Origin of the sequence: Pseudomonas sp. B22(2017) (genome assembly GCF_002113105.1) — a bacterium.
GTDB lineage: Bacteria > Pseudomonadota > Gammaproteobacteria > Pseudomonadales > Pseudomonadaceae > Aquipseudomonas > Aquipseudomonas asiatica.
This window is the reverse complement of the sequence record NZ_NEJN01000002.1, coordinates 756407-778585: the sequence shown is the minus strand read 5'-3', so window position 1 is coordinate 778585 and position 22179 is coordinate 756407. Positions and strand designations below refer to the sequence as shown.

Here is a 22179-nt window from a genome sequence, read left to right as displayed (position 1 = left end):
TTCGGGTTCGTCCACGAAAAGGAGCATTCACATGTACAACCCGCAACCCTCGATCCAGGCTGGGCGCGTCCCAGGCAAAGCGCCCAGGGAACAGGACGTTTTTGCTGACGAACGCATCGGCAACGAACAGATCCGCGAGCTGTTGCGCAGTTTCGGCCTGCGTACCAGCCTGATCCGCCTCAAGGTCATCGATGCCTTGCACGCCGCCGACCGCAATGGCCGCAGCATTGGCGTGCGCGGCGTGCACGCGCAGCTGGAACAGCTGGATATCCCGCTGTCGTTCCTCAGCGTGCGCGAAGTGCTCAAGCGGCTGTGCAGCGAGGGCGTCATCCAGCTGGGCAGCGACAAATGCTACAGCCTCGACCCCCAGGCGCGCGCCGTGCTGGAACGAACGCCTTTGCGCTGAGCGCATGGCCGGCCATACCTGGCCGGCCCGCCAAAGTCAGGGTTTGACCTTGCGCCGCAGGATGCCGTTGATCACCACGACCACCACGGCGATGGCGATGGCCAGCATCTGGAAGGTCTGCTCACTGATCGTGCCCTGCTTCTGCAGGTGGGACAGGCCCAGCATCAGGCCCAGTACCACCAGGATGATCAGAAGGGAGTATTTGAGGCGCTGCACGTGTGTCATCGAAGGTTCCTTGCAACATCAGGGGCAAATGGCTCGCAACGAGCCGCGGCAATGATACAACGGCCACCGGCCCCGGCGCTGCATTTCCTGCTGGGTGGGGCGGCGCCTGCCTGAAAGCATGGGGCTCCCAAGCACCCATGCCGGAGGCACCATGTACAAACCCCTTCTGTTCGCGTCGCTATTGCTGACCCCCTTTTCCCTTCATGCGCTGGACACCCGCCAGACCTCGGCCGAGCAACTGCTCGAACTGGGCCGCGAACTGGCTGCCCACGCCGGCTCCAGCCAATGGCAACAACTGTGGCAGCGCGTGCGCCAGGCCGGTTACCTGCAGGCAAAAGGTGCGTCGGTGCATTTCACTGCCCCCCAGGCGCAACTGCCAGAGTTGGCCCGGCAAACCCTGGCCCAGGCCGACCGGGTACAAGCGCAACAGCAGACCCAGGCACTGTATCGCCGCAGCTTTGCCGACCAGGTCATCGGCCAGCGTGACGGGCAGCCGCTGCATGCCCTGTGCCTGCTGGTCGATTGGCGCACGCTGCCACAAGGCATGCGCGACTCCCCTCAGGCCTACCTGCGCAGCGCCAGCCTGTTGAGCAGCTATCCGTGTGATTGATGGTTATCACACCCAGCGCGCAACACAAGGAGTGAGCTGATGGGAAATCACCCGCTACAGCCAGATGTTGAAGCCATGTCCTACAACGCCGGATATCGCTGCCTGCAAAACCTGTTCGCGGAAGCTACAACCCCCAACCCATATGCCGCCTAGCGACATGCCTCGGCTGTCACAGAAAATCCAGTCACACCTTCGACATAACGCCGCTGGTGATCGGGTAGCACAGCCCATCCGTCCCGAAGGAGCGCCATATGCAAATGCCAGACTTGAGCCACATCGATATCAGCCAACTGCCCCACTCGCTGCAGGCCCTGATCGACTGCATCGGCATCGACAACGCCTACCAGCTGACCTGCGCCTACGGCGGCAGGCCCAAGTACATCCCCAAGCACCGCGAGCGCACCAAGCTTGCCGACGTGCTGCCGGCCGAAGCGCTCGACGCGCTGATCAAGCGCTTTGCCGGTGTCGCCCTGGAAATCCCCAAGGCTGACCATTTCATGCGCCAGTTGCGCAACCTGCAGATCCAGAAGGAAAGCGCCAGCGGCCTGTCACGCAGCCTGCTCGCTGACAAGTACGGCCTGAGCCTGCGCCAGATTGGCAACATCCGCCGGCAAGCGTAGGCTATCAATTCGGTTTGAATTTTTTTCAAAAAGGCCTGAAATGGATCCATCCTCATCCGCTCCACTAGGTGATCGATTATCCAACTAAACTGAACTGGCCTGCATTCATCCACACTGGTCTGCGTGATTAGGCAGACCTTTGACGCTGAGGCTCTGGGGCGAATCGATGTCTTGCGCAAGTGCTTCCAAGGCCCCGAGATTTTTTACAAAATCGGCCTCATTGCAGTCCGATAAGCGCATCCCGTCAGAAATAGCCTGCTGCCTCCTCCGCGAAGTTATTTTTGAAACAGAAAAATGATAATGCAAAATCTTGCTTCACCTCCGCTTTGCTGCAGAAGTCCAAAGTCAGCTTTCATCGAGTAGTTATAGCACGAAAAGGCTGCTGCAGGGCCTTAAGCCCTTGATTTAAGTCGATTCCAAAAAGTTTCGGACTACCAAAAACAGGGGTGTATATACCTGCAAATGTAGTTAGTAGCGTACTCAGTCTTTAAGGAGCTTTGACTGGTTGATTTTTAGCTCTAAACAAGGCAGATCCCCAACCACCAGACTAGCTACTGCCGCAAGAACAGCTTGAAATGAGAGCTTGCAAAGTCTTGTGATTCGTGCACGACCAAGCCTGGTCTTCAATTTCATTTAACGCGCGTTGGGTATTCAATGGCCGAAGCTCTTGAGATAGTGGATCGTACAGATATACATACAGGCCTTCGTAGATCGCGCGAGAGATCTGGCGGTGCCAATAAAATTTCCCACCATCACTAATCCCGGCCTCGTCCAAATGGACATCGTAGTGCCGAACAAGATAGCCAAAAAGCACTCTCTGCGAAATATCTCGAAGCGCTTGAGTATGACGCATATCTGCAGATCGCCAGATCCGACAGCGCGCAACGGCTCGGTTACCACTGCATGGAAAATCCACCACCGTGATCTTGGCATAATAGGCGACTAATGCTGAGGTATCGTCGACCAATGCGATTTCGAATTCATTGCCGCCAACCGTGTTCTGTCGATCATCAACTCGAACCAAACGGTACCCAGGCACAGTACTAATGACTGGCTCACCGATACTACACACCAATTCGGCGCCCGTAAGAGCAGCATAGAGGGCGGCATTGTCTGCTGTGCGCGTGAGTGGCTCCAGCTCGGCAGAGCACTTTTCAGTGGTAGAGGCCATTGTCGTATTCTCTGTGGGAGCGGTATTCCTATGACCAACACGCTAACGGAAGCCACAAAATCTACAAGCGTTCGCGATAAAAAATCGTCCGAGTCATAGAGCGGAGTAAAGCGTCGACATTCGGTTGCAAGCATACCCTCTCAAACACCCGCCCCTGCGGTCTGCAGAAGCTTTTCCCTCAAAACTCGACATATAGCTTCCTGCCATGCAATCCCATGCGACCTAGGCATCCCACCTGAACGCCATGAATATGGGCATCAGGGCTGTGTAAGGCCTCGTCAGTGTAGCCTTGAGTTCACGACCAGCGGGCCTAGATGTGCGCCTCAGATTCCAGAGGGTTAGGAAAGGCTCTGTGTGGTATTCTTGCAGGCTTCCGTCGAATCAAAACCGGGACCTCCGCATCATTTACCCATGAGCTCGCCACCGCGAATCTGCTCAATGCGCCTGTAGGTTTCATACAGAGAGATCATGCCACCCTGAGCCATAACCTCTAGTGGTGTCCTGCCGTCAAAAAACAAATTTTCATTCTTCATCCTTGGAAATCCCTTAACATTTTCTTGGTTAGCGAACGTCCCCCTCAAAAAGCCATGTATGCCAATCACCAAACCAATCCTCTGCTGCTGATCCAAATCGAGCTTGCCGCCACATCCGCCTTCCCGCATCGCACGCCGAAAAGTCGAAGGCGAGATTCGGAGTATCTTACAGGCTTGGCGAGGTGTAGCTTGCCAGGCATCAATTATTCGAAGCGCGACCCTCAGCCCAACTGAGCACTGCTCTGCAGAAAGGCGTTGATTGCTCAACATGATATGTACTCCCACTAAAATAGAGCGCCAGCACATTATATGTCTCGAGCCAGCTTTTTACCATAGCCGTCTCTTCATCAAAATATCTTACAGCCTTAATCAATCGGAAGTGCATTGCTCAGTCTCGCAGACCACAATTTTATAATTTCAAAGAAGTTCCACCATGGAATTTTATAAGGACACTCACACGAATGGTCCCAACCCCATTGCCCACACCGGTTGCCACTGCAGAGGCAGAACTGTGTTGGAGATGTAGGCATTCACGAACTGCGACTATTCAATATCAATAGCTTTAATGTCTGTGCATAGGCAATAGCGAATGCATAACAATAAAAACAGCAAACCATGGATGTCCATCCTCCTGAATTTAACGCCCCATTGCATCCGCTTCAAAGTTCACCCCCTCGCCAAAGCATAGATGCCTCCTCTATACAGGATAAGGATGGGGCCACTCTAAAGCATTCAGGCACAACATGGCACGCCTAAGTCGGCCGGAGCAATGAATGGAGTCCACTCTTGGATCGCGTCCTGATGCCCGTTCAATCGACGAACGGAGTTACGCGAGTGAATGGGTGGGTGGATGAAAAATTGTATACTTATACAGAAATTCCAGCATAGGTTGCCCGGTTAATTTTGGGCAGTGAAGCTCTGACAAGCGTGATGGGTAATTATTTATTGCTCAAAGGTTGATCGTCATTCACGACAGCACTCTTTAGTGCTCTCACCTGAAACTGTAGAATCATGGCAGGATCCAGCACATCAGGTGTAAGGCTGGAAGGATTGTCAAGGCGTGATGCCAGCCGGCCGAGGATTTACGATGGTTTCCAATGTGAAAGACGGTAGGCATTGGCCGGAACCAGGACTCCAAACTGACTGATCCAGTCAGTTGACAGGGTCGCCAGGGCGACCTAGAGCTCTGAGCTGATAATCGTTCACCGCTTGGAACTGTGATTCAGCAATTACTCGCAAGCGCTCGACCTCCTTGGCAGATTGGCCTGCCACATGTGCTTCGTGGTACAGCTTCATCGCAGCCACTGCGTCGGCGAACATGGGGTCATCGGGCAGAAGGGCTGGCGGTTTGTCTCTCATTGGCATACACCGTGGGACCGAGGGGGGTGTTTCATTGGATGGTAGACGGTAGTCGACCAGGTTCGACAAGCTGATAATCAATGACATCATAGTAAAATTACTCAGCCAGCAGACGTAGAAGCTCAATTTCTACAGGTAAGCTACTTTATCCTGTACCGCAATTTACACGTATGGCTTCAAGTACTTACGGAGCAGGCGTTCACCAGCAAGATCCAAACCCTCCAACATTTGGTGCATAAGCCGGTCCAGCTATGGAACCGGAAGCTTATTGGAAAATTTACAGCGCGGCCCAGCTATCTTGCTCATACTTTTTTGCTAAATCTCCAGCTCGAGCATCAGCCCGGTAGCACAGTTACGGGCACGCCTGTGACGGGCCATCGCACTCTAAGACCCCCATCATTCCCGTGTCCACGAATTACCGCCGTGTGCTCTCTAGCTCCCGATTAGGTGCGATATTTAAATCTTATCCGATCTAATCGCCACAAAAACTAATTAATAATACGATCAACGTATGAAATAATACATAATTACTAGGAATTGCCGTCTCAGTTCCCCTGGCGGTAGAAGCAGTGGCGCCGCGGCCGAGGCGTAATCACCGCTTGCCCGTCGTGGGCGCCCGGTTAGAGATCGCGACGCCAAAAGGTCCGAGTTGCTGGCGGCGGCGATCGCGGTGATCGCGCAAGAAGGCTATGGCGGCGCTGCCTTTCGAATCCGAGTCCGTTAGCGCAGAGCGCGGGAAGGCCTTGATTGACGCCTTTATTGTCATGATTTCCTCATCCAAAATCGCCAAGTCCTCAGTCGCCTTCCCTAATCCCGGCGCCATCCCAGGAGTGCTTCACTCTGCCCCTGAACTTCGCCGCCTCCCTCGTTCTGGCACACCGAAGGAGGCGGTGCCGGTACACGTGCAAGCAAGCACCCGTACGTCTACGACCTGCAAGCCCCGGTTGAGCCATTATTTACTCAAATGGGTGTCCTATGAGTCGTTTTCCTTCACAATGCTTGCACGATATGCAGTGTGGAATCTTCTGATGCATCTCCCTACCGATGAGCGCCTGCTCAAAGCGCTGGCCGACGCGATCGTCGTCCACCCCCGAGCCACATTGAAGGAGCTGGCCGAGGCGGCGGGCGTGAGCAAGGCGACCCTGCACCGTTTCTGTGGAACCCGTGACAACCTGGTGAACATGCTGGAGCGCTATGGCGACCAGGTACTCTCCCAGGTCATCGGCAACACTGACCTGCACGGCAGCGACCCCAGCGCAGCCCTGCATCGCCTCATCGTCGAGCACCTCAAGCATCGCGAAATGATGATCTTCCTGCTCTTTCAGTACCGCCCGGACTCGTTCGACGACAGCGAGGCGAACCGCCCGTGGCGGGCCTATGCCGACGCCCTGGATGCCTTCTTCCTGCGTGGCCAGCAAGCGGGCGCTTTCCGTATCGATATCAGCGCGGCGATCTTCACCGAAATGTTCCTGAGCATGGTGTATGGCATCGTCGATGCAGAACGACGCGGGAGAGCAGCCAGCGCGACATCCGTGCAGACGCTGGAGCTGCTATTCCTCGACGGCGCTGCGGCACCTGCTCGCTGACCTGCCTTCGCCAGCCCAAAAAAAGGCCCCAGGACATCAATCTCTGGGGCCAAGTGGCTGGACATGCCAACCAAAGGAGGCTGTTTCAGCCCTTGCCCGGCCAGCCGCCACCGAGTGCGCGGAACAGGTCGACCAACGCAAGCTGGCGCTGGGTACTGGCTTCGATGAAGGCTGCTTCGTTCACGTAGCTGTTGCGCTGCGCGTCCAGGTAACGCAAATGGCTGTCCACCCCACCCTCGTACCGCGCCTTGGCCAGCGCCAGCGTCGCACGGCTGGTGTCGACGAGGGCCCGGCGCGCGGTTTGTTCGCGGCGCAGGGTGTCGGTGGCAGCCAGTGCGTCGGACACTTCGCGGAAGGCGACCTGGATCACGCCTTCATAGGCGGCCACGGCCGAGTCCTTGCGTGCCTCGGCCAGGCTGAGCCCGGCACGGTTGCGCCCGGCGTCGAACAACGGCAGTGACAACTGCGGCATGAAGCTCCAGCTACGCGAGCCACCGTCGAACAGCCCGGACATCTGCGCACTGGCGGTCCCAAAGCTGCCGGTCAGGCTGATACGCGGGAAAAAGGCGGCCCGCGCCGCGCCGATATCGGCATTGCGCGCACGCAGCCGGTGTTCGGCAGCGAGGATATCGGGACGGCGCTCGATCAATGCCGACGGCGCGCCCGGCGCAATGTCATTGAGCACCATTGGCTCATCTGGGCGCTCAACGGGCATCGCCTTGGCCGCCTCGGCGCTGCCCAGTAACAGCACCAGCGCGTTGTAGGCCTGGCGCTGCTGGCGCACGGTGACTTCAAGCTCGGCACGAGACTGCTCGACCAGCCCCAACGCCTCCTGATGGTCCAGCGCCGTGGCCGTGCCGGCAGCGCGACGCTCACCGACCAACGCCAGAGAGTCCTCGCGGCTGGCCAGGGTCTGGCGGGTCAGCGCCTGGCGCCGCTCGGCACCGTCCAAGGTCAGGTAGGCCTGGCTCACCTCGGCGATCAGGGCGATGCGTGCGGCACGCCCGGCTTCCTCGGTGGCCAGGTACTGCTCCAGCGCCGCATCGCTCAGGTTTTTGACCCGTCCGAACAGGTCCACTTCATATTCCGGCAATGACAAGCCCACCTGATAAGTGCTGGTGACGCCTTCGCGGCCATCGTTCGAAAGTGCCGAAGGCAGGTGCTGGCGATTGCCCGCGGCGCTGGCGTTCAGCCCAGGCACCCGGTCGGCCCGCTCGATCCGGTATTGGGCGCGGGCCTGCTCGATGTCGAGCAGGGTCTGGCGCAAGGAGCGGTTGTTGTCCAGCGCACTGGCGATCAGCTGACGCAGCACCGGGTGGACAATGAAAGCCTGCCACTGCATCTGCTCCACCGAACGGCCGGCATGACCGGCAGCATCGCCCCATCCGGCCGCCACCGGTGCTTCTGGGCGCTGATAGGTGGGCGCCAGGGAGCAACCGGTCAAGGTCAAGGACAGGACCAAGGGAAGCACACGATTGAATTTGATCATCACTTGGCGACCTCGACCGGTTGCTCAGGTGCGGGCTTGCGCTTGAGCAGCGTCAACACCCAGACGAAACAGATCGGCACGAAGACCACGCCCAACAAGGTGGCACTGAGCATGCCGCCGATTACGCCGGTGCCGATGGCGCGCTGGCTTGCCGCCCCCGCGCCGGAGGCGATGGCCAATGGCACCACGCCGAGGATGAACGCCATGGAGGTCATCACGATCGGACGGAAACGCAGGCGCGCGGCCTCGATGGCGGCGTCGCCCAGGCTGAAGCCCTTCTCCCACAGTTCCTTGGCGAACTCGACGATCAGGATGGCGTTCTTCGCCGCAAGGCCAATGATGGTGATCAGCCCGACCTTGAAATACACATCGTTGGGCATGCCGGTGAGCGTCACCGCCCACACCGCACCCAAGGCACCAATCGGCACGATCAACATGACCGTCAGCGGAATCGCCCAGCTTTCGTACAGCGCCACCAGCAGCAGGAACACCACCAGGATGGCCAGGGCGAACAGGCTGGCCGCCTGGCCGCTGGACACCTTCTCCTGGTAGGAAAGGCCCGTCCAGGCGTAGCCGATACCCGGCGGCAGCTCGCTGACCAGACGCTCCATCTCGGCCATCGCCTGGCCAGTACTGTGCCCCGGCGAAGCGTCGCCGGCGATGCGGATGGACGGGTAGCCATTGTAGCGCACCAGTTGCACCGGCCCCTCTTCCCACTGGATGGTGACGAAGGCGCTGAACGGCACCTGCTCGCCGTTGGCATTCGGGGCATAGAGGCGCAGCACGCTTTCGGGGGTCATGCGCTCGCCTTGCTCAGCCTGCACCACCACGCGCTGCTGGCGCCCGGCATTGGTGAAGTCGTTGATCACCGCCGAACCGAAAGCAGTGGCCAAGGTGCTGTTGATGGCCTCGAAGCTCACCCCCAGCGTTCGGGCCTTTTCCCGGTCGATGTGCACGCGCAGCTGCGGCGCCTCGGCCAGGCCTTCCATCATCGCGTAGAGAATCAGCGGATTGCCGTTGGCACGGGCCAGCAGTTGGTCGCGGGCGGCGAGCAGTGCTTCACGGCCAAGGCCGCCACGGTCCATCAGGCGCAGGGCGAAACCGCCGGAGTTGCCCAGGCCGTCGATAGGCGGTGGCATGACCGCGGTGATGGTGCCGTCACCGTTGGCGGCGAATTGTGCATTGATCGCTGCCGTTTCCGCCTCCGCCGATTGTGTCTTGTCACGCTGCGACCAGTCCTTGAAGGTGGGGAACGCCAGTGCGGCGTTGTCGCCCTGGCCCGAGAAGCTGAAGCCGCTGACGATGAACGAGTTGGCCACCGCCTCACGAGACATCAGGAATTTCTCCAACGCCTCGGCGGTGTAGTCTGTACGTACCCGGCTGGCGCCCGGCGGCAGCTGTACGTCGACGACGCTGTAGCCCAGGTCTTCAGCCGGCACGAAGGCCTCCGGCAAGCGCAGGTAGGAATAGCCCAGCACCACCAGGATGCCGACATACGCCAGCATCCAGCGCCCGGCACGCGCCACCAGCTCGCTGTTGAGCAGCGAATAGCGCTCGGTGATACGGGCGAAGCCACGGTTGAAGGCGCCGAAGAAACCGCCCTTTTCATGATGGCCATGGGGCACTGGCTTGAGCAGCGTGGCGCACAGTGCAGGGGTGAAGGTAAGGGCCAGGAAGCCGGAGAACAGGATCGAGACAGCCAGAGACACAGAGAACTGCTGATAGATCACCCCCACCGAACCGGACATGAACGCCAAAGGCAAGAATACCGCCGCCAGCACCAGGGTAATACCAATAATGGCCCCGGAAACCTGCCCCATGGCCTTGATGGTCGCCTCCACCGGCGACAGGCCTTCCTCGGCCATCAAGCGCTCGACGTTCTCCACCACCACGATGGCGTCGTCCACCAGGATGCCGATGGCCAGCACCATGCCGAACATGGTCATCATGTTCACCGAAAAGCCGAGCAGTTTCATGATCATCAGCGTCCCGAGCAGGCACACCGGCACCACGATCGAGGGCACCAGGGTGTAGCGCACGTTCTGCAGGAACAGAAACATCACCAGGAACACCAGCACCATGGCTTCAATCAAGGTGTGAATCACCTTCTCGATGGCCACGTCGACGAAGCTGGAGGTGTCGTACGGCACCGAATACTCGACCCCTTCGGGGAAGAACTGCGACAGCTCGGCCAGGCGTTCCTTGACCTGCGTCGCTGTCTGGATGGCGTTGGCGCCCGGCGCCAGCTGCACCGCGCCGGCCACCGCCGGGTGGCCGTTCAGACGTGCCGACAGGTTGTAGTTCTCGCTACCGATGGCCATGCGCGCGACATCACCCAGACGCACGCTGGAGCCATCCGGGTTGGCGCGCAGGACGATGCCGGCGAACGCCTCCGGCGTGTCGAGGGTACCCTGCACGGCCAGGGTCGCGGTCAGCTCCTGCTCGCTGGCGCCCGGCGTGCTGCCGAAGCTGCCGGCCGGCACCTGGACGTTCTGGCCGCGAATCGCCGCGTTGATGTCGTCGATGGACAGGCCATAACCCACCAGCTTCTGCGGATCCACCCAGACGCGCATGGCCGCTTCGGACGCGAAGAACTGCAGCTTGCCCACGCCGGGCACGCGCAGCAGTTCGTTGTTGATGTTGCGCGCGGCATAGTCGGCCAGGGCCGTGGTATCGCCACGGTTGCCGACCGTGCTGGTCAGGGCGTAGATCAGCAGGAAACCGGAGCTGGCCTGCTCGACTTTCAGCCCTTGGGTCAGCACCGCCTGAGGCATACGCGCCTCGGCCTGTTTCAAGCGGTTCTGCACATCGACCTGCGCCATGTCCGGATCGGTGCCAGGCTCGAAGGTCACCATCACTTCGGCCACGCCGTTGGAGTTGTTGGTGGACTCGTAGTACAGCAGCCCCTTGGCGCCGTTGAGCGACTGTTCGATGATGCTGGTCACCGACTCCACCATGACCTTGGCCGAAGCGCCGGGGTAGGAGGCAGTGATGGAAATCTGCGGTGGCGCCACATTGGGGTACTGGGCCACGGGCAAGGATGGAATCACCAGCAATCCTGCCAGTGAAATGAACAACGCCACGACCCAGGCAAAGTTCGGGCGATGGATGAAAAACCTGGACATCTCACGTTCCTCGCGTCACTGGGCGGCAGCCGTTTGTTGCTGTGCCGGCGCCACCGGCATACCGGGAGCCAACCCTGCCGGGCTACCGACGATCACCTGATCACCTGGCTTGAGCCCTTCGTTGATTTGCCAACGCGAGCCTTGCATCACACCGGTTCGCACGACGCGTGCCTCGGCGATGCCATTGGCGGCGACCATGACCCGTGCCTGGCCATCGCTGCCTCGCTGGACCGCACGCTGAGGAACCAGGATGGCGTGGTTGTCGGTACCTTGAGGTGTGCGCACGCGCACATACATGCCCGGCAAGAGGATGCCGTCGGCATTATCGAAACGCCCACGCAGGACGACCTGGCCGGTACCGCGGTCCACACTCACATCGGTGAACATCAGCTCGCCTGAGCGCTGGAAATCGGTGCCTTCCACTTGCGCGGTCAGACCCTGGCTGTCGGCCGAGAGTGCGCCGTCCATGACCGCCTGCCGCAGGCGCAGCGCGTCAGCAGCAGATTGCGTGAAGTCGATGTAGATCGGGTCCAGTTGCTGTATCCGTGCCATCAGCGTCGCCTCCCCCTGCCCCACCAAAGCGCCTTCGGTGGCCAGCGCACGGCCAATGCGTCCGGAGATCGGCGCAGTGACAGTGGCGTAACCCAGGTTAAGGCGTGCGGCCTGCACATCGGCCTGCGCGGAACGTACTGCCGCACGGGCACTGCGCAACTCGGCAGTGGCGCTGTCGAAGTCCTGCTGGCTGACCGCCTCGATCTTGACCAGCGGCTCATAGCGTTTCACACGTGCCTGGGCTTCCTGCTGCACGGCCTGGGCACGGGCGAGGTCCGCCTCGGCGCGGGCCAGGGCGGCCCTGAACGGCGCCGGGTCGATCTGGAACAGCATATCCCCCGCCTTGACGTCAGCCCCTTCCTCGAAGCGCTTGTGCAACACGATACCCGGCACCCGCGCCCTTACCTCTGCGACCCGCATCGGCTCGACCCGGCCCGGCAACTCAGCGGCCAGGGTCACCTGCTCGGAGGCCAACGTCACGATTTCCACCGGGTAGCTCGCGTTGGCTGCGCCGTCCTGCTCTGCTGCGGGCTCGCACCCGGCCAAGGTAATCGCCACGGCCAGTACGCCCACTCTTATCGAACCTGTCTTGCCCATCACTCACCCGAGCCTTGATTGAAAACGGGGCGAATGCTACTTTTCAAACCCATATGAGTCAATTATGTCTCACAAAAATCAAACAAGACTCCTCATGACCACTTCAGGCTTCCCTCCTTCATCGCTTTCCACCAAGCTGGTGAATGCCCTCTATGCCGCTGCCGCCTTGCGACCCAGAGCGTCCATGGGTGAACTGGCGGCGTTGGCTGGCATCAGCCGGGCTACCTTGCACCGTTACTGCGGGACGAGAGAAAACCTCGATAGCCAGCTCGAACAGCACGCCAAAAACACGCTCATGCAGATCCTCGACAACAGCGGCGCGCTGGCTTCCACAGAGCCCCTGGCCGCGTTGCGTCAGCTGATTCGCGAACACCTGGCCCAAGGCGAACTGATCGCCTTCCTGGCTTCCCGTTACCCTGTGCACATGAGCGTGCAACACGACCTGCGGCTCTATCTGGAAACGCTCGATGCGTTGTTCTTCAGCGGCCAGCGACAGGGTGTATTTCGAGCGGATGTCACCGCGGCGCTGCTGACCGAGATGTTCGTATCGCTGTTGCACGGCATGGTCGATGCCCGCCAGCGAGGGCATGCGCCAATAGAGCGTGCAAAGATGCTGGAGAACGCGTTTCTGCAGGGCATTGCAACGCGGGCGCCCTGTTGGGCGCCCGCGTAGGGCAACCGCCGTTAAGCGCTATTGCGCCAAAGGAAGGGGATAACTGCTATTGCTCGTCGCCATCGAGCGGCGTACTCCAGATCACCAGCTCAAGAGCGGCGGCGATCTGGATGCGATGATCGGCAAGCGGGACAGGCAGCAGGTCCTGGGCGCGCTCCAGTCGGCGCAGCAAGGTATTGCGATGGGTGCCCAGCACCTCGGCGGTCTGGGTGATGTTGCAGCCGTTGGCCAGGAAGGCGTGCAACGAATGCTGAAGCACCGTGGGTTCGGTCGCCAGGCGCCCCAGGGTGCTCAAGACGAACTGCCTGGCCGCGCGGGCATCCTGGGTCATCAACGACACCATCCTCACCTGATCGATCGTGGCAACGGCGGGGGAACCCGCCAAACGGCCCATCAACCGCTGGGTGGTCAAGGCTTCCAGGTGCGAGCGCCGGAACCCATTCATCCCCGCGCCCGCCGAACCGATTGCCGCGCGAATCTTGGGAAATTGTCGAGTGACGCCTTGCAGCAGGTTCAGGTCCAGCGGCTTTGCCGCACTGCTCCAGGCCCACAGGGTCGCAGTGCCCGCAAATACGATCAGGGGCGCTACCGTGCCCGTGAGCTGCGCCAGCGCACGCGCCATATCTTCCAGGGGGCGAATCTCGGCGTCCGGGGTTTCGCTCCAGACGAGGCAGGCATGGTGTCTCTGCGCAAGGCTGTAGCCCAGTCGCCTGCCGAACTGCTCCGCGTCCACATCCCTGCCATCGAGCAGCCGGCTGACCAGGCTGCGTTTATCGACAGGATCATCATGGGCGTGGGCGCTCTTTTCTTCGAGGATGATCTGCGTCACCACACGCATGTTGCTGTCGATGAATTCCGAGATCGAACGCGACGAGACCTTCAGGAATTCCTCGAGCACCACGGGATCCTGCGTCAGGCTGAAGGCCATCTTCATCCATAGGTCCCAGGCTGCGTTCTGTGTCGACCTTGCAACATTCATCAGCAGCTCCGACAGCCCCCTGCGGGCGAGCTCCCTGGCCGTGTCCACCATGTCAGCAGACACGTAGGGCTCCACCGGCTCACCAGGGCGCTGCAGGTTGGCATTGGCCCAATGCAGCAACTCTGCCCGGTTGGCGCGCCGGCACGACGCGAGGATAACCGGGTCCTCCAGCAACCTGGCATCTTTGGGTGAAGAGAACAGTGACTGGTTCAGCCGCTCGACCCACTCAGGTGGCAGCGCCTGAGCGAGTTCGGCGCCTTTGCGCATAAGCTCGCGAACGGCTTCCGAGGGGCGTGGCCAGGGCGATGGCGTGCTGGTCATGGGCGGTGCAAATCACTCAAAAATCGGCTGAAAAATGGTGCAGTTCGTACCTTGGCGCAGGGCCAGTGCAAACCTAGCATGAACGCACTGCCTGAACAAAAAGAACAAGGAGGCACCGTGGCGCTCCATGTCCCTTTCCTGGGTTTAGCGCAGTAGCAAGCAGGCCTGTTTCCTGATGCCCGTTGACCAAACGTCAACCCGCCTGCGCAACCGTTCCTTTCAATCCGGAGTGTTCTCAATGTCAGCCTCTCGTGACTCCACGCCAAGCCTGCCAGTTGTAAGCCGCTCGACTTGCGCGCAAGAAATTGCGCAGCTGAGCGACCAGGCAGGTGCCGTGATCATCCGCAACTTCATGACCCCTGAACAAGTCGCACGAATCAACAGCGAACTCGACGCCCCCCTGGCCGCGCTCGATGCCGGCTCCAGGCACGAGCACGCGCTGATCGCCGAGTTCCATGGTCACCAGACCAAACGGCTTACCAACCTCGTCACTCACAGCAAGACCTTTCGTGAGGAAATTCTCGATGACGACCTCTTTCACGAACTGGGGAACGTGCTGTACGCCCCGGACTGCGGTGACTGGTGGCTGACCACGGCCCAGTTGATCGAGATCGGCCCAGGCAACAAAGCGCAAATGCTGCACCGTGACATGATGCAGTACCAACCGTTCGTGGCCATGAACAGGCATGCGCCACGCGCCATCACCAACCTGATGCTGGCGCTGACCGATTTCACCGAGGAAAACGGCGCCACTCGCTTGATCCCCGGGAGCCAGGACTGGGATGACTTTTACGATAAAGGCACCCCAGAGATGACGATCCCCGCCCTGTTGAAAGCCGGCGATGCCATGCTGTTCGGCGGGAAAGTCGTTCATGGCGGCGGTGCCAACGTGACCGCCGACCATTACCGTCGCGGGCTGACCATCCCTATGCAGGCTTCGATCATCACGCCTGAAGAAGCCTACCCGTTGATCGTGCCGCTCGAGCTGGTACGCACGCTTTCTCCACGGGTCCAGAAGATTCTCGGTTTCCGCTCCCAATACCCCAATGGCAGCCCTGGCCTTTGGCAACATAACTACGCAGACCTGGCGGATTACCTTCAGCTCTAGCGTCCAGCGTTGACTTGCCTGGGCCTGATGGTGCCACGACCACCCAGACGCCCAGGCAAGGAAACAGGCCAGGCATCGCTTTGCGATGCCTGGCCTCTGAGCGAGTGGTCGGCCCTTCACTCCTGGCAGGGCATAACCCCTCGGCGTGAAAACAAGACAGGTACGCCCTCGGCGTTGAACAACGCCGCCGTCAGTGAAAGGCCATCAGCGGTCTGCGTTTCCTGAAAACTGTGCCCGCCATCGCTGCTCTGCACGCTCAGCCCATCCAGCCCGACCGCCAACACACGAGATCCCGCTACCGCTACGCTCGTGACAGAGCCTTTGCTTTGCGTTGGCACTCGGCGAAAGCCCTTGCCGTCCGCTGAACCCTGCAACAGGGTGCCGCGCTGGCCACCCAGCAGCAGACGCCCATCGGCCAGTACTGCGCCAGACCACAGGGTGCCTTCGTAGCCGGTATCCAGGTAACGCCAGTTCTTCCCCTGGTCTTCGGAATGCAGCACCTGCCCATGCTCGGCCGTGGCGTACAGCCTGCCGCGGCTGTCGGCAAACAACCCCATCAGGTTGAGGTCGGCCCGCTTGGCCCCCGGCGGAGCCTGCAGCGGCTGCTCAGCCCACGTCTGGCCCCCATCTTCGGTCGTCAGCACCAACGACCAGAGGCCTACTGCAACACCCTGCCGGGCATTGAAGAAGTGCACCGCGAACAGTGGCCGGTCTTCTTCGGTGGCCAGTCGCTGGGCCTGCCAGGACTCCCCGCCATCGGTGGTGGCCAGGATCGCGCCCCAATGGCCAACCGCCCAGCCGCGTTTGGCATCCACGAAAGACACGCCCGTCAATGGCGTGGACAGCGGTACCGACCTCGCCTGGCGCCACTGCATGCCCTGATCGTCGGACAACAGCACGACACCGTGGTCGCCCACGGCCACCATGCGCGCCCCCGCCCAACCGGCGGCCAGCATGGTGGCCTGCGTGGCATTGCTCGCCTGTACGGCCGGTACGGCCTGCAACGGCGCGGCCTGAAGAGACATCAGCGGCACTGCTGCTGCGAGCAAGGCTGCGGTGAATGAAACCCTGAACTTCATGCTTCTCTCCTCAGTGCACCAGCGCGCCAATCATGCGCACGGGGCGCTTACGTGGGAATACCCGCTCCAGCCACACGGCGAAGGCCGGCAGCACGGTCATGGCCATGACCATGTTGACGATGAACATGAAGGCCAGCAGCTTGCCCATGTCGGCCTGGAACTTGAGTTCCGAGAAGGCCCAGGTGGCCACGCCCACAGCCAGGGTGATGGCAGTGAAAATAGTGGCGACACCCACTTCGAGCAGCGCGTATTCCACGGCCTTGGTAATCGACTGCCCATGAGCCAGGTGCAGTTGCAGACGGTTGTAGATGTAGAAGGCGTAATCGACGCCGATGCCCACCGCCAGCACCATCACCGGCAAGGTGGCGATGGTCAGTCCGATCTGCAGCTCCTTCATGAACCAGTAGCCAATGAAGGTGCCGATGGTCAGCGGCAGGCAACACACCAGGACTGCCCGCAAGTCGCGATACACCACGAACACCAGCAATGCGATGGCGGCATAGACATAAAGCAGCATGGGTGTTTCGCTTTTTTCCACTTCTTCGTTGATGGCTGCCAGCACCCCGGCGTTGCCCGAAGCGAGGCGCACCGAGATGCCTGGCAGGGGGTATTCGCTGCGGAATGCCTTGGCGGCATCCACTACCCGGTTGATCGTGGTGGCTTTGTGATCGGCCAGGTACAGGTGCACTGCGGACATGCTGCAGTCGGTGCGCATCAGCCCGGGCGTGCGCGCAACCTCGGTAGCCAGGGCGGCATAGTTCATCGGGTCAATGGGCACCGCCGCCATCTTCGGGTTGCCTTCGTTGTAGCCCTCATTGAACTGGCGCATGTTGCTGGAGAGCGACGCTACCGACAGGACACCGGGCACCCCCTGCATGGTCCACACGAAGCGATCCTGGTACTGGCCCAGGGCAACATCTTCGCAGGCCACCTGGCTGTCTTCGCCAGAGGGCTCCTTGTTGACTTCGAACACCACGCTGAGCCAGTCCAGGCCAATGTCGTAGTTGCCGGCGATGGAGACCGCATCGCGATTGAAGCGGGCGTCCTCGCGCAACTCCGGCGCGCCCGCCTGCAGCGTGCCAACGACACGGTCATGGCTTTGCCAGATCGCCACCAGGAATACCATCAAGGCAATGCCAAGCACCCATTGTGCCCTGCGCGGCTCGGCGAGCCGGGCCAGGCCACGCAGCCAGCGGGTGCGGCGCTGCCGGGACACTTCCTGGGCGGCTGCGTACTTGTCATCGACACTCAGCAGCGACGCCATCAACGGCAACATCACCAGGTTGGTGATGATCTTGTAGGCCACGCCGAGCGAGGCCGTTATCGCCAGCTCCCGCACCATCGGAATGGGGATCAACAGCAGCGTCACGAAGGAAACCAGCGCGGTCACCAGCGCCAGCGTCCCGGGAATCAGCAACCCCGTAAAGCTCGTACGCGCCGCCGCTTCGGCGCTCTTGCCGATGGCGATCTCGCGGACGATGAAGTTGATTTGCTGCACGCCATGAGACACCCCGATGGCGAATACCAGGAAGGGCACCAGCACCGCCAACGGGTCGAGCCCGTACCCCAACAGGCGCAGGCTGCCGAACTGCCACACCAGCGAGGCCAGCGAACAGACCAACGCCAGCAGCGTAAAGCGCAGCGAGTGGCAATACCAGTACACCGCCCCCGCCGTCAGCAGCAACGCCAGCAGACAGAACTCCAGCACGGCTGAAGCCCCGTCAGCAATATCACCGATCTGCTTGGCGAAACCGATGATCTGGATTTCGAAATCGCCATCCTCGAATTGCTGGCGGATCTCTTTCTCCAGCCTGTGGTTGAACGCCACATAGTCAAGGTGCGCGCCATTGGTGTCGTATTCGTTGAGTTCCACCGTGATCATCGCACTGCTCTGATCCCGGGAAACCAGCGTGCCGATGAAACCACCCTGGGCGGTGGAGCTGGCGATCGTCGCGATGACCTGGTCATCCAGGTGCTCGGGCGAAACCGTTCCTGGTACCAGTGGGTCAGCGCGAAAACCTTCTTCGGTGATTTCGTTGACGAAGGCATTGGGCGTCCACAACGAACGCACGCTGCTGCGGGAAACCCCCGGGAGGAAGGTCACCGCCTGGGTGACGTCATACAGCCGCTTCAGGCCCGGGGCGCTCCAGATATCGCCCTGTCGGGCCTTGACCACGATGGTCAGCCGGTTCGCTCCCAGCAGGTCGTTGCGGTAGGCCTCGAATGTCTTGATGTATTCGTGGCCTACCGGCAGTTGCTTTTCAAAGCCTGCATCCATGCGCAGTTGCACGGCGAACCAGCCCATGATCAGCGTGAACACCGCCAGGCTCGCCAGCACCAGACGACGATGCCCGAACAACACACCCTCGACACGTGACAGCAGGCCACGTGCCGGGGCTTCGGATAACTTTACAGAACCGTTCACGGCGGGCCTCACAAGGTGCGGGAAATCGCGATGCCGACATAGTCGCGGTCACGATAAAGCTGGTCGTAGGGCGTGTCGCCGCCCATGAACTTCGCGTAGTTGAGGGAGATCTGCCAACTGGCCGGGTTTCGCACGAAGTTCAGATACAGGTTCATGCTGCTCGCGTCCTCGGTGAAGGTCGCACTCAGGTTCGGCGTCCTGCCCCCCAGCGAGCGCGAATAGAAGACACCTGGCGTGACCTGCCAGCCCGGCAGCAAGGTGCCGTCATAGGTCAGGCTGAAGTCCAGGTTGATGCCAGAGGACGTCTTGTCGCCACGGGGCTTGGGCGCTGTCGCAGGGTCCAGCTGCCAGGTATTGAGCCCCGCAGCGAGTGGCTCGCCATTGACCTCGTCATGCAGCCCTGGGTATTTGATGACCACCAGCTCGGACAGCAAGGTGCCCGTGCTGGCTCCGGTGAAGTCGAGCAGCGTCGGGGAGTTCGAAGGCGTGAAGCTGTACAGGCCGGTGAGGTGCCACTGGAACTTCTTTTCGTCCTTCCAGCATTTGCCGCCATTGCTGGAGCACAGGTCGATGACCGGGTTGAGCATGACCGAATCCTTCGGCCGGTACGAAAGCTCCGTACCGACGGCCCAGTCACCGATCGGCATGTTGGCACTGATGCCATACATCATCCGGTCTTCCTGGTACTCCCAGGTGGGGGCAGCGGCGAAGGTGTCCGGGTCAAGAATGGCGACGCGCAATGACGGCAACTTGTCGTGATAACGCATCACGTAGAAGCCGTAGTTTATGTCGCTGTCCTCTGGTTGCCAGCGCAGCGAAAGGCCCCACTGGCCGCTGTCGCGGGCGTCCTTCTCGGAGAACCCGTAGTCCCCCCTGCCCTCACCCAGCGCGTTGTTGGTGGACCAGTAGCTGCCCACCGGCGGCAACTCGCTCTTGTTCCAGCGGAACTGATAGTAGGCCTCGACGTTGACACCCGAGCCAAGGCCCGAAGCGACACTGAGCATCGGCGCGGGCAGCACGGCCTCCTTGAGCTGCACGCCGGGACGTGCCAGGGCCTGGTAGTCGTAGGCGTTGGTGTTGTTGATGCCACCGGCCACGAACAGGCTTTCACCCCAGTTGATCACCTGGTTGCCCAGGCGCGCGCGGACCCGCTGCCCGCCCATGTCGAAGCCTTTGCTCACCCACAGGTCCAGCAGGCGAGCCTTGAAGGCGAGGTCGTCGCGGGCGTCGTCACTCAGCCCGTTGCTGCCGACGCTCTCTGGGGTGTTGAACGACAGCGTGCCGGTGGTATCGGTGGCAGCGAAGTCGCGGATCCAGGTCCCGCGCGCCATGAAGGTGAAGTCTTCGGGCATCTTCAGCAACAGCTCATGGGTACCCTTGAGGTAGTTGGTGAACATGTCGCCGCGGTCGTAGTTCAGGTCGCCCTGGTCCGCCACGCCGGAACTCTGCGCCAGGCAGCCGGAGGGCACGTTGTGCCCGGTCGGCCCCTGGTTGATCAGGTTGCAGCCCCGCGACTCGGTACGCAGGCCCATGCCTGCGGTGATCGTGGAGTCGAAGGAGCCATTGAGGGTTTCGGTTTCAAAGGTGAACCCCATTGCCAGTGGGGTTGCGCACACGATGACAAGGCCTGACGCTTTCGTAATTATTTTTTTCATGTGGGCTCTCGATCTGGCGTCGGTTTAGCGCTCGCTGATGGCTCGCAGGTTGTCGGAGGTGAAGAAGTCGCGTTTCAGGCGAGGGTTGCCACTGTCTTCGGTGAGCCAGCGAATATCGTTCTTGCCCGCGCCGATCGAGGTCATGTCGAACAGGTAACGATGATCGGCGAGGTTGTACTGGACCTGGGCCTGCACATCGCACGCGCCGGTCTCGTAGACGGGGATCGAGAACCCTTCACGCACCTTCCAGATCTGCCCTTGCTTGTCATAGTCAACGGCCAGCAACGGGTTCCAGCTGTCCTCGTCGATGTAGAACAGGCGCTTGGGTGCTTGGTGGCGCATGCCCTGGCGAACATTGGCCTCGATGACCCAGACACGATGCAATTCGTAGCGGCGCGACTGTGGCGCGATGGAATCGTCGCCGCCGAAGCTTTCCACCTTGGCTGCGGTGTCATAGGCGCCAAAGGCGTTGTACGGCACCAGCAGCTCCTGCTTGCCGATCAGTTTCCAATCGAAGCGGTCCATGGCTCCGAAGAACACGTTCGCCTCATCGACGGTGTATTGGTTGTCCAGCCCGATCTGCGGAGCGTCGTAGGAATACGATGGCATGCGCCTGACCCGACGCTGGCCGGGGAAATAGTAGAAGGTGGTGGCCTGCTCGCCGGCTACAGTCGTCTGCACACCAGCCTGGCCGGCCAGCGCCGCTGGCTCCCGGTAACTGGAGAACGTGGCGTTTTCCAAGCGGCCAATGGACGAAAAAAGTGCACTGCCTTTCTTTCCCCAGGGCGTGAAGAAAAAGGTGTCTGACGACTGGCGTAACCACTCCCCACCCTTGCGCGGCGAAATGCCTGAAATGCTTTTGGGAATCTCGACACCAAGGCCGCGATAGCGCATCTTCATGTTCCACATCACCTCTGCGCCTGTACTGGGCAGAGGGAACGGGATGCCCGGCACATGGGCGTCCTCGAGGGCAACCCCTGTGGAGTCGAGCTTGGCGAAGCCAATGTTCTGCCGCGTGTTATCCGCCACGAAGTCCGGTACGCCACAGGTGCGGCGGGTCGGGTAGACCTCCATGCGATAGCCCGGAATCTTCTTGAACAGTTCGAGCTGGCCGGGGGACAGCTTGCTCGCATACTGCGCCACGCTATTCGAGTCGATGCTGTAGAGGGGTTTGTCATCCTTGAACTTCCAGTGGTCCCCCCGCACCTGGCCATAGCTCCAGCCCCCCCCTTGCGGCCCCGGAGCAGTCCAGGCCGGAATATCCCCGCTTGAACTAGCAGCCACCTCACCGCCCAATGGCGTCAGCTTCGAACCCAGCTCCCCGGCCCCCTGGGGTGCGGCCTGTACCGAGCACATCGCGGTCGATACCGCGAGGGTAACCAGCAGCTGCCTGAAAATACAGCCGGCGGACATGTCGTCTTTCTGCCCTGTAGATACTTCTTTCATTGGAGGCTCCTCGAACAAAGGGCCTGGACCGGCAACCCGACCATCCACACGGAAATGGGCACCTATCGCAAGCTGATCATTTGACATGGTCACGTGACCATGTCGGGTGATCAGAAAGCAATCCACATGCCAGAAGTCTCGTGGAATGATTAAGTTAGATAAATCAGGTGTTTAGTCGATAGTGGCGATCTATGTTCCTCAGATGCCTGCACCTTAATGG

General features: G+C 60.6%; 18 protein-coding genes. 6 read left to right on the top strand and 12 right to left on the bottom strand.

Annotated elements, in window-relative coordinates; genetic code table 11:
* Positions 1–31 precede the first annotated feature (31 nt).
* Positions 32–406, top strand: coding sequence for a fe2+ zn2+ uptake regulation protein (locus CAG18_RS07475; protein WP_023661040.1), 375 nt, complete (start codon positions 32–34; stop codon positions 404–406).
* 36 nt (positions 407–442) lie between these two features.
* Here CAG18_RS07475 and CAG18_RS07470 read toward each other — a convergent pair whose 3' ends face one another.
* The gene (locus tag CAG18_RS07470; RefSeq protein ID WP_003248064.1) at positions 443–631 is read right to left on the bottom strand and encodes a hypothetical protein; all 189 of its coding nucleotides are present in this window, start codon (positions 629–631) and stop codon (positions 443–445) included.
* A 151-nt stretch (positions 632–782) separates the two neighbouring features.
* Between CAG18_RS07470 and CAG18_RS07465 the strand changes: the two genes are divergently transcribed.
* Both CAG18_RS07465 and CAG18_RS07460 read left to right on the top strand, forming a co-directional pair.
* Positions 783–1241 carry a hypothetical protein gene (locus CAG18_RS07465; protein WP_085720684.1) on the top strand — a complete coding sequence of 153 codons (459 nt, stop codon included), beginning with the start codon at positions 783–785 and terminating at the stop codon, positions 1239–1241.
* A gap of 251 nt (positions 1242–1492) precedes the next feature.
* Complete coding sequence (locus tag CAG18_RS07460; protein WP_085720683.1) at positions 1493–1861, top strand: Mor transcription activator family protein; 369 nt, start codon at positions 1493–1495, stop codon at positions 1859–1861.
* 547 nt (positions 1862–2408) lie between these two features.
* Here the strand turns inward: CAG18_RS07460 and CAG18_RS07455 are convergent.
* The 3 genes from CAG18_RS07455 to CAG18_RS27160 form a co-directional block, all read right to left on the bottom strand.
* Positions 2409–3032 carry a hypothetical protein gene (locus CAG18_RS07455; protein WP_085616556.1) on the bottom strand — a complete coding sequence of 208 codons (624 nt, stop codon included), beginning with the start codon at positions 3030–3032 and terminating at the stop codon, positions 2409–2411.
* A 401-nt stretch (positions 3033–3433) separates the two neighbouring features.
* Positions 3434–3835 (bottom strand): antitoxin Xre-like helix-turn-helix domain-containing protein, encoded by a 402-nt coding sequence (locus CAG18_RS07450; protein WP_085616689.1) that lies wholly within the window; start codon positions 3833–3835, stop codon positions 3434–3436.
* 882 nt (positions 3836–4717) lie between these two features.
* Entirely contained in the window at positions 4718–4924 is a 207-nt protein-coding gene (locus CAG18_RS27160; RefSeq protein ID WP_085616558.1) for a hypothetical protein, read from the bottom strand.
* 1028 nt (positions 4925–5952) lie between these two features.
* Here CAG18_RS27160 and CAG18_RS07435 point away from each other — a divergent pair.
* Positions 5953–6510, top strand: coding sequence for a TetR/AcrR family transcriptional regulator (locus CAG18_RS07435; protein ID WP_085616562.1), 558 nt, complete (start codon positions 5953–5955; stop codon positions 6508–6510).
* 85 nt (positions 6511–6595) lie between these two features.
* Here CAG18_RS07435 and CAG18_RS07430 read toward each other — a convergent pair whose 3' ends face one another.
* The 3 genes from CAG18_RS07430 to CAG18_RS07420 are packed head-to-tail and all read right to left on the bottom strand — an operon-like array spanning position 6596 to position 12273.
* A complete protein-coding gene (locus CAG18_RS07430; protein ID WP_085616564.1) occupies positions 6596–7999 on the bottom strand; it encodes an efflux transporter outer membrane subunit in 1404 nt (467 codons plus the stop codon).
* Positions 7999–11124, bottom strand: coding sequence for an efflux RND transporter permease subunit (locus CAG18_RS07425; protein ID WP_085616566.1), 3126 nt, complete (start codon positions 11122–11124; stop codon positions 7999–8001). The genes CAG18_RS07430 and CAG18_RS07425 overlap by 1 nt, the downstream gene beginning before the upstream one ends.
* Before the next feature lie 15 nt (positions 11125–11139).
* Entirely contained in the window at positions 11140–12273 is a 1134-nt protein-coding gene (locus CAG18_RS07420) for a MexC family multidrug efflux RND transporter periplasmic adaptor subunit (RefSeq protein ID WP_085616568.1), read from the bottom strand.
* A gap of 94 nt (positions 12274–12367) precedes the next feature.
* Between CAG18_RS07420 and CAG18_RS07415 the strand changes: the two genes are divergently transcribed.
* A complete protein-coding gene (locus tag CAG18_RS07415) occupies positions 12368–12946 on the top strand; it encodes a TetR/AcrR family transcriptional regulator (protein WP_256573343.1) in 579 nt (192 codons plus the stop codon).
* 46 nt (positions 12947–12992) lie between these two features.
* Here the strand turns inward: CAG18_RS07415 and CAG18_RS07410 are convergent, their stop codons facing one another.
* Positions 12993–14246 (bottom strand): CdaR family transcriptional regulator, encoded by a 1254-nt coding sequence (locus CAG18_RS07410; protein WP_218191470.1) that lies wholly within the window; start codon positions 14244–14246, stop codon positions 12993–12995.
* A 238-nt stretch (positions 14247–14484) separates the two neighbouring features.
* On the opposite strand from CAG18_RS07410, the gene CAG18_RS07405 reads away from it, so the two are divergent.
* Entirely contained in the window at positions 14485–15354 is an 870-nt protein-coding gene (locus CAG18_RS07405; RefSeq protein ID WP_085616574.1) for a phytanoyl-CoA dioxygenase family protein, read from the top strand.
* A gap of 116 nt (positions 15355–15470) precedes the next feature.
* Here CAG18_RS07405 and CAG18_RS07400 read toward each other — a convergent pair whose 3' ends face one another.
* From CAG18_RS07400 to CAG18_RS07385, 4 genes are read right to left on the bottom strand one after another with little or no spacing between them, the layout of a single operon-like run.
* Positions 15471–16433 carry a YCF48-related protein gene (locus tag CAG18_RS07400; RefSeq protein ID WP_085616576.1) on the bottom strand — a complete coding sequence of 321 codons (963 nt, stop codon included), beginning with the start codon at positions 16431–16433 and terminating at the stop codon, positions 15471–15473.
* Positions 16434–16443: 10 nt separating this feature from the next.
* Complete coding sequence (locus CAG18_RS07395) at positions 16444–18858, bottom strand: RND family transporter (protein WP_085616578.1); 2415 nt, start codon at positions 18856–18858, stop codon at positions 16444–16446.
* An 8-nt stretch (positions 18859–18866) separates the two neighbouring features.
* Positions 18867–20513, bottom strand: a complete 1647-nt coding sequence (locus tag CAG18_RS07390; RefSeq protein WP_371807309.1) for a DUF1302 domain-containing protein — start codon at positions 20511–20513, stop codon at positions 18867–18869.
* Positions 20514–20537: 24 nt separating this feature from the next.
* Entirely contained in the window at positions 20538–21959 is a 1422-nt protein-coding gene (locus tag CAG18_RS07385; protein ID WP_085616582.1) for a DUF1329 domain-containing protein, read from the bottom strand.
* Positions 21960–22179: the final 220 nt, after the last annotated feature.

Excerpts from the sequence above, each read along its gene's own strand:
- CAG18_RS07475 (WP_023661040.1), top strand. The coding sequence starts at position 32 with ATGTACAACCCGCAACCCTCGATCCAGGCTGGGCGCGTCCCAGGCAAA.
- CAG18_RS07470 (WP_003248064.1), bottom strand. The coding sequence starts at position 631 with ATGACACACGTGCAGCGCCTCAAATACTCCCTTCTGATCATCCTGGTG.
- CAG18_RS07465 (WP_085720684.1), top strand. The coding sequence starts at position 783 with ATGTACAAACCCCTTCTGTTCGCGTCGCTATTGCTGACCCCCTTTTCC.
- CAG18_RS07460 (WP_085720683.1), top strand. The coding sequence starts at position 1,493 with ATGCAAATGCCAGACTTGAGCCACATCGATATCAGCCAACTGCCCCAC.
- CAG18_RS07455 (WP_085616556.1), bottom strand. The coding sequence starts at position 3,032 with ATGGCCTCTACCACTGAAAAGTGCTCTGCCGAGCTGGAGCCACTCACG.
- CAG18_RS07450 (WP_085616689.1), bottom strand. The coding sequence starts at position 3,835 with ATGTTGAGCAATCAACGCCTTTCTGCAGAGCAGTGCTCAGTTGGGCTG.
- CAG18_RS27160 (WP_085616558.1), bottom strand. The coding sequence starts at position 4,924 with ATGAGAGACAAACCGCCAGCCCTTCTGCCCGATGACCCCATGTTCGCC.
- CAG18_RS07435 (WP_085616562.1), top strand. The coding sequence starts at position 5,953 with ATGCATCTCCCTACCGATGAGCGCCTGCTCAAAGCGCTGGCCGACGCG.
- CAG18_RS07430 (WP_085616564.1), bottom strand. The coding sequence starts at position 7,999 with ATGATCAAATTCAATCGTGTGCTTCCCTTGGTCCTGTCCTTGACCTTG.
- CAG18_RS07425 (WP_085616566.1), bottom strand. The coding sequence starts at position 11,124 with ATGTCCAGGTTTTTCATCCATCGCCCGAACTTTGCCTGGGTCGTGGCG.
- CAG18_RS07420 (WP_085616568.1), bottom strand. The coding sequence starts at position 12,273 with ATGGGCAAGACAGGTTCGATAAGAGTGGGCGTACTGGCCGTGGCGATT.
- CAG18_RS07415 (WP_256573343.1), top strand. The coding sequence starts at position 12,368 with ATGACCACTTCAGGCTTCCCTCCTTCATCGCTTTCCACCAAGCTGGTG.
- CAG18_RS07410 (WP_218191470.1), bottom strand. The coding sequence starts at position 14,246 with ATGACCAGCACGCCATCGCCCTGGCCACGCCCCTCGGAAGCCGTTCGC.
- CAG18_RS07405 (WP_085616574.1), top strand. The coding sequence starts at position 14,485 with ATGTCAGCCTCTCGTGACTCCACGCCAAGCCTGCCAGTTGTAAGCCGC.
- CAG18_RS07400 (WP_085616576.1), bottom strand. The coding sequence starts at position 16,433 with ATGAAGTTCAGGGTTTCATTCACCGCAGCCTTGCTCGCAGCAGCAGTG.
- CAG18_RS07390 (WP_371807309.1), bottom strand. The coding sequence starts at position 20,513 with ATGAAAAAAATAATTACGAAAGCGTCAGGCCTTGTCATCGTGTGCGCA.
- CAG18_RS07385 (WP_085616582.1), bottom strand. The coding sequence starts at position 21,959 with ATGAAAGAAGTATCTACAGGGCAGAAAGACGACATGTCCGCCGGCTGT.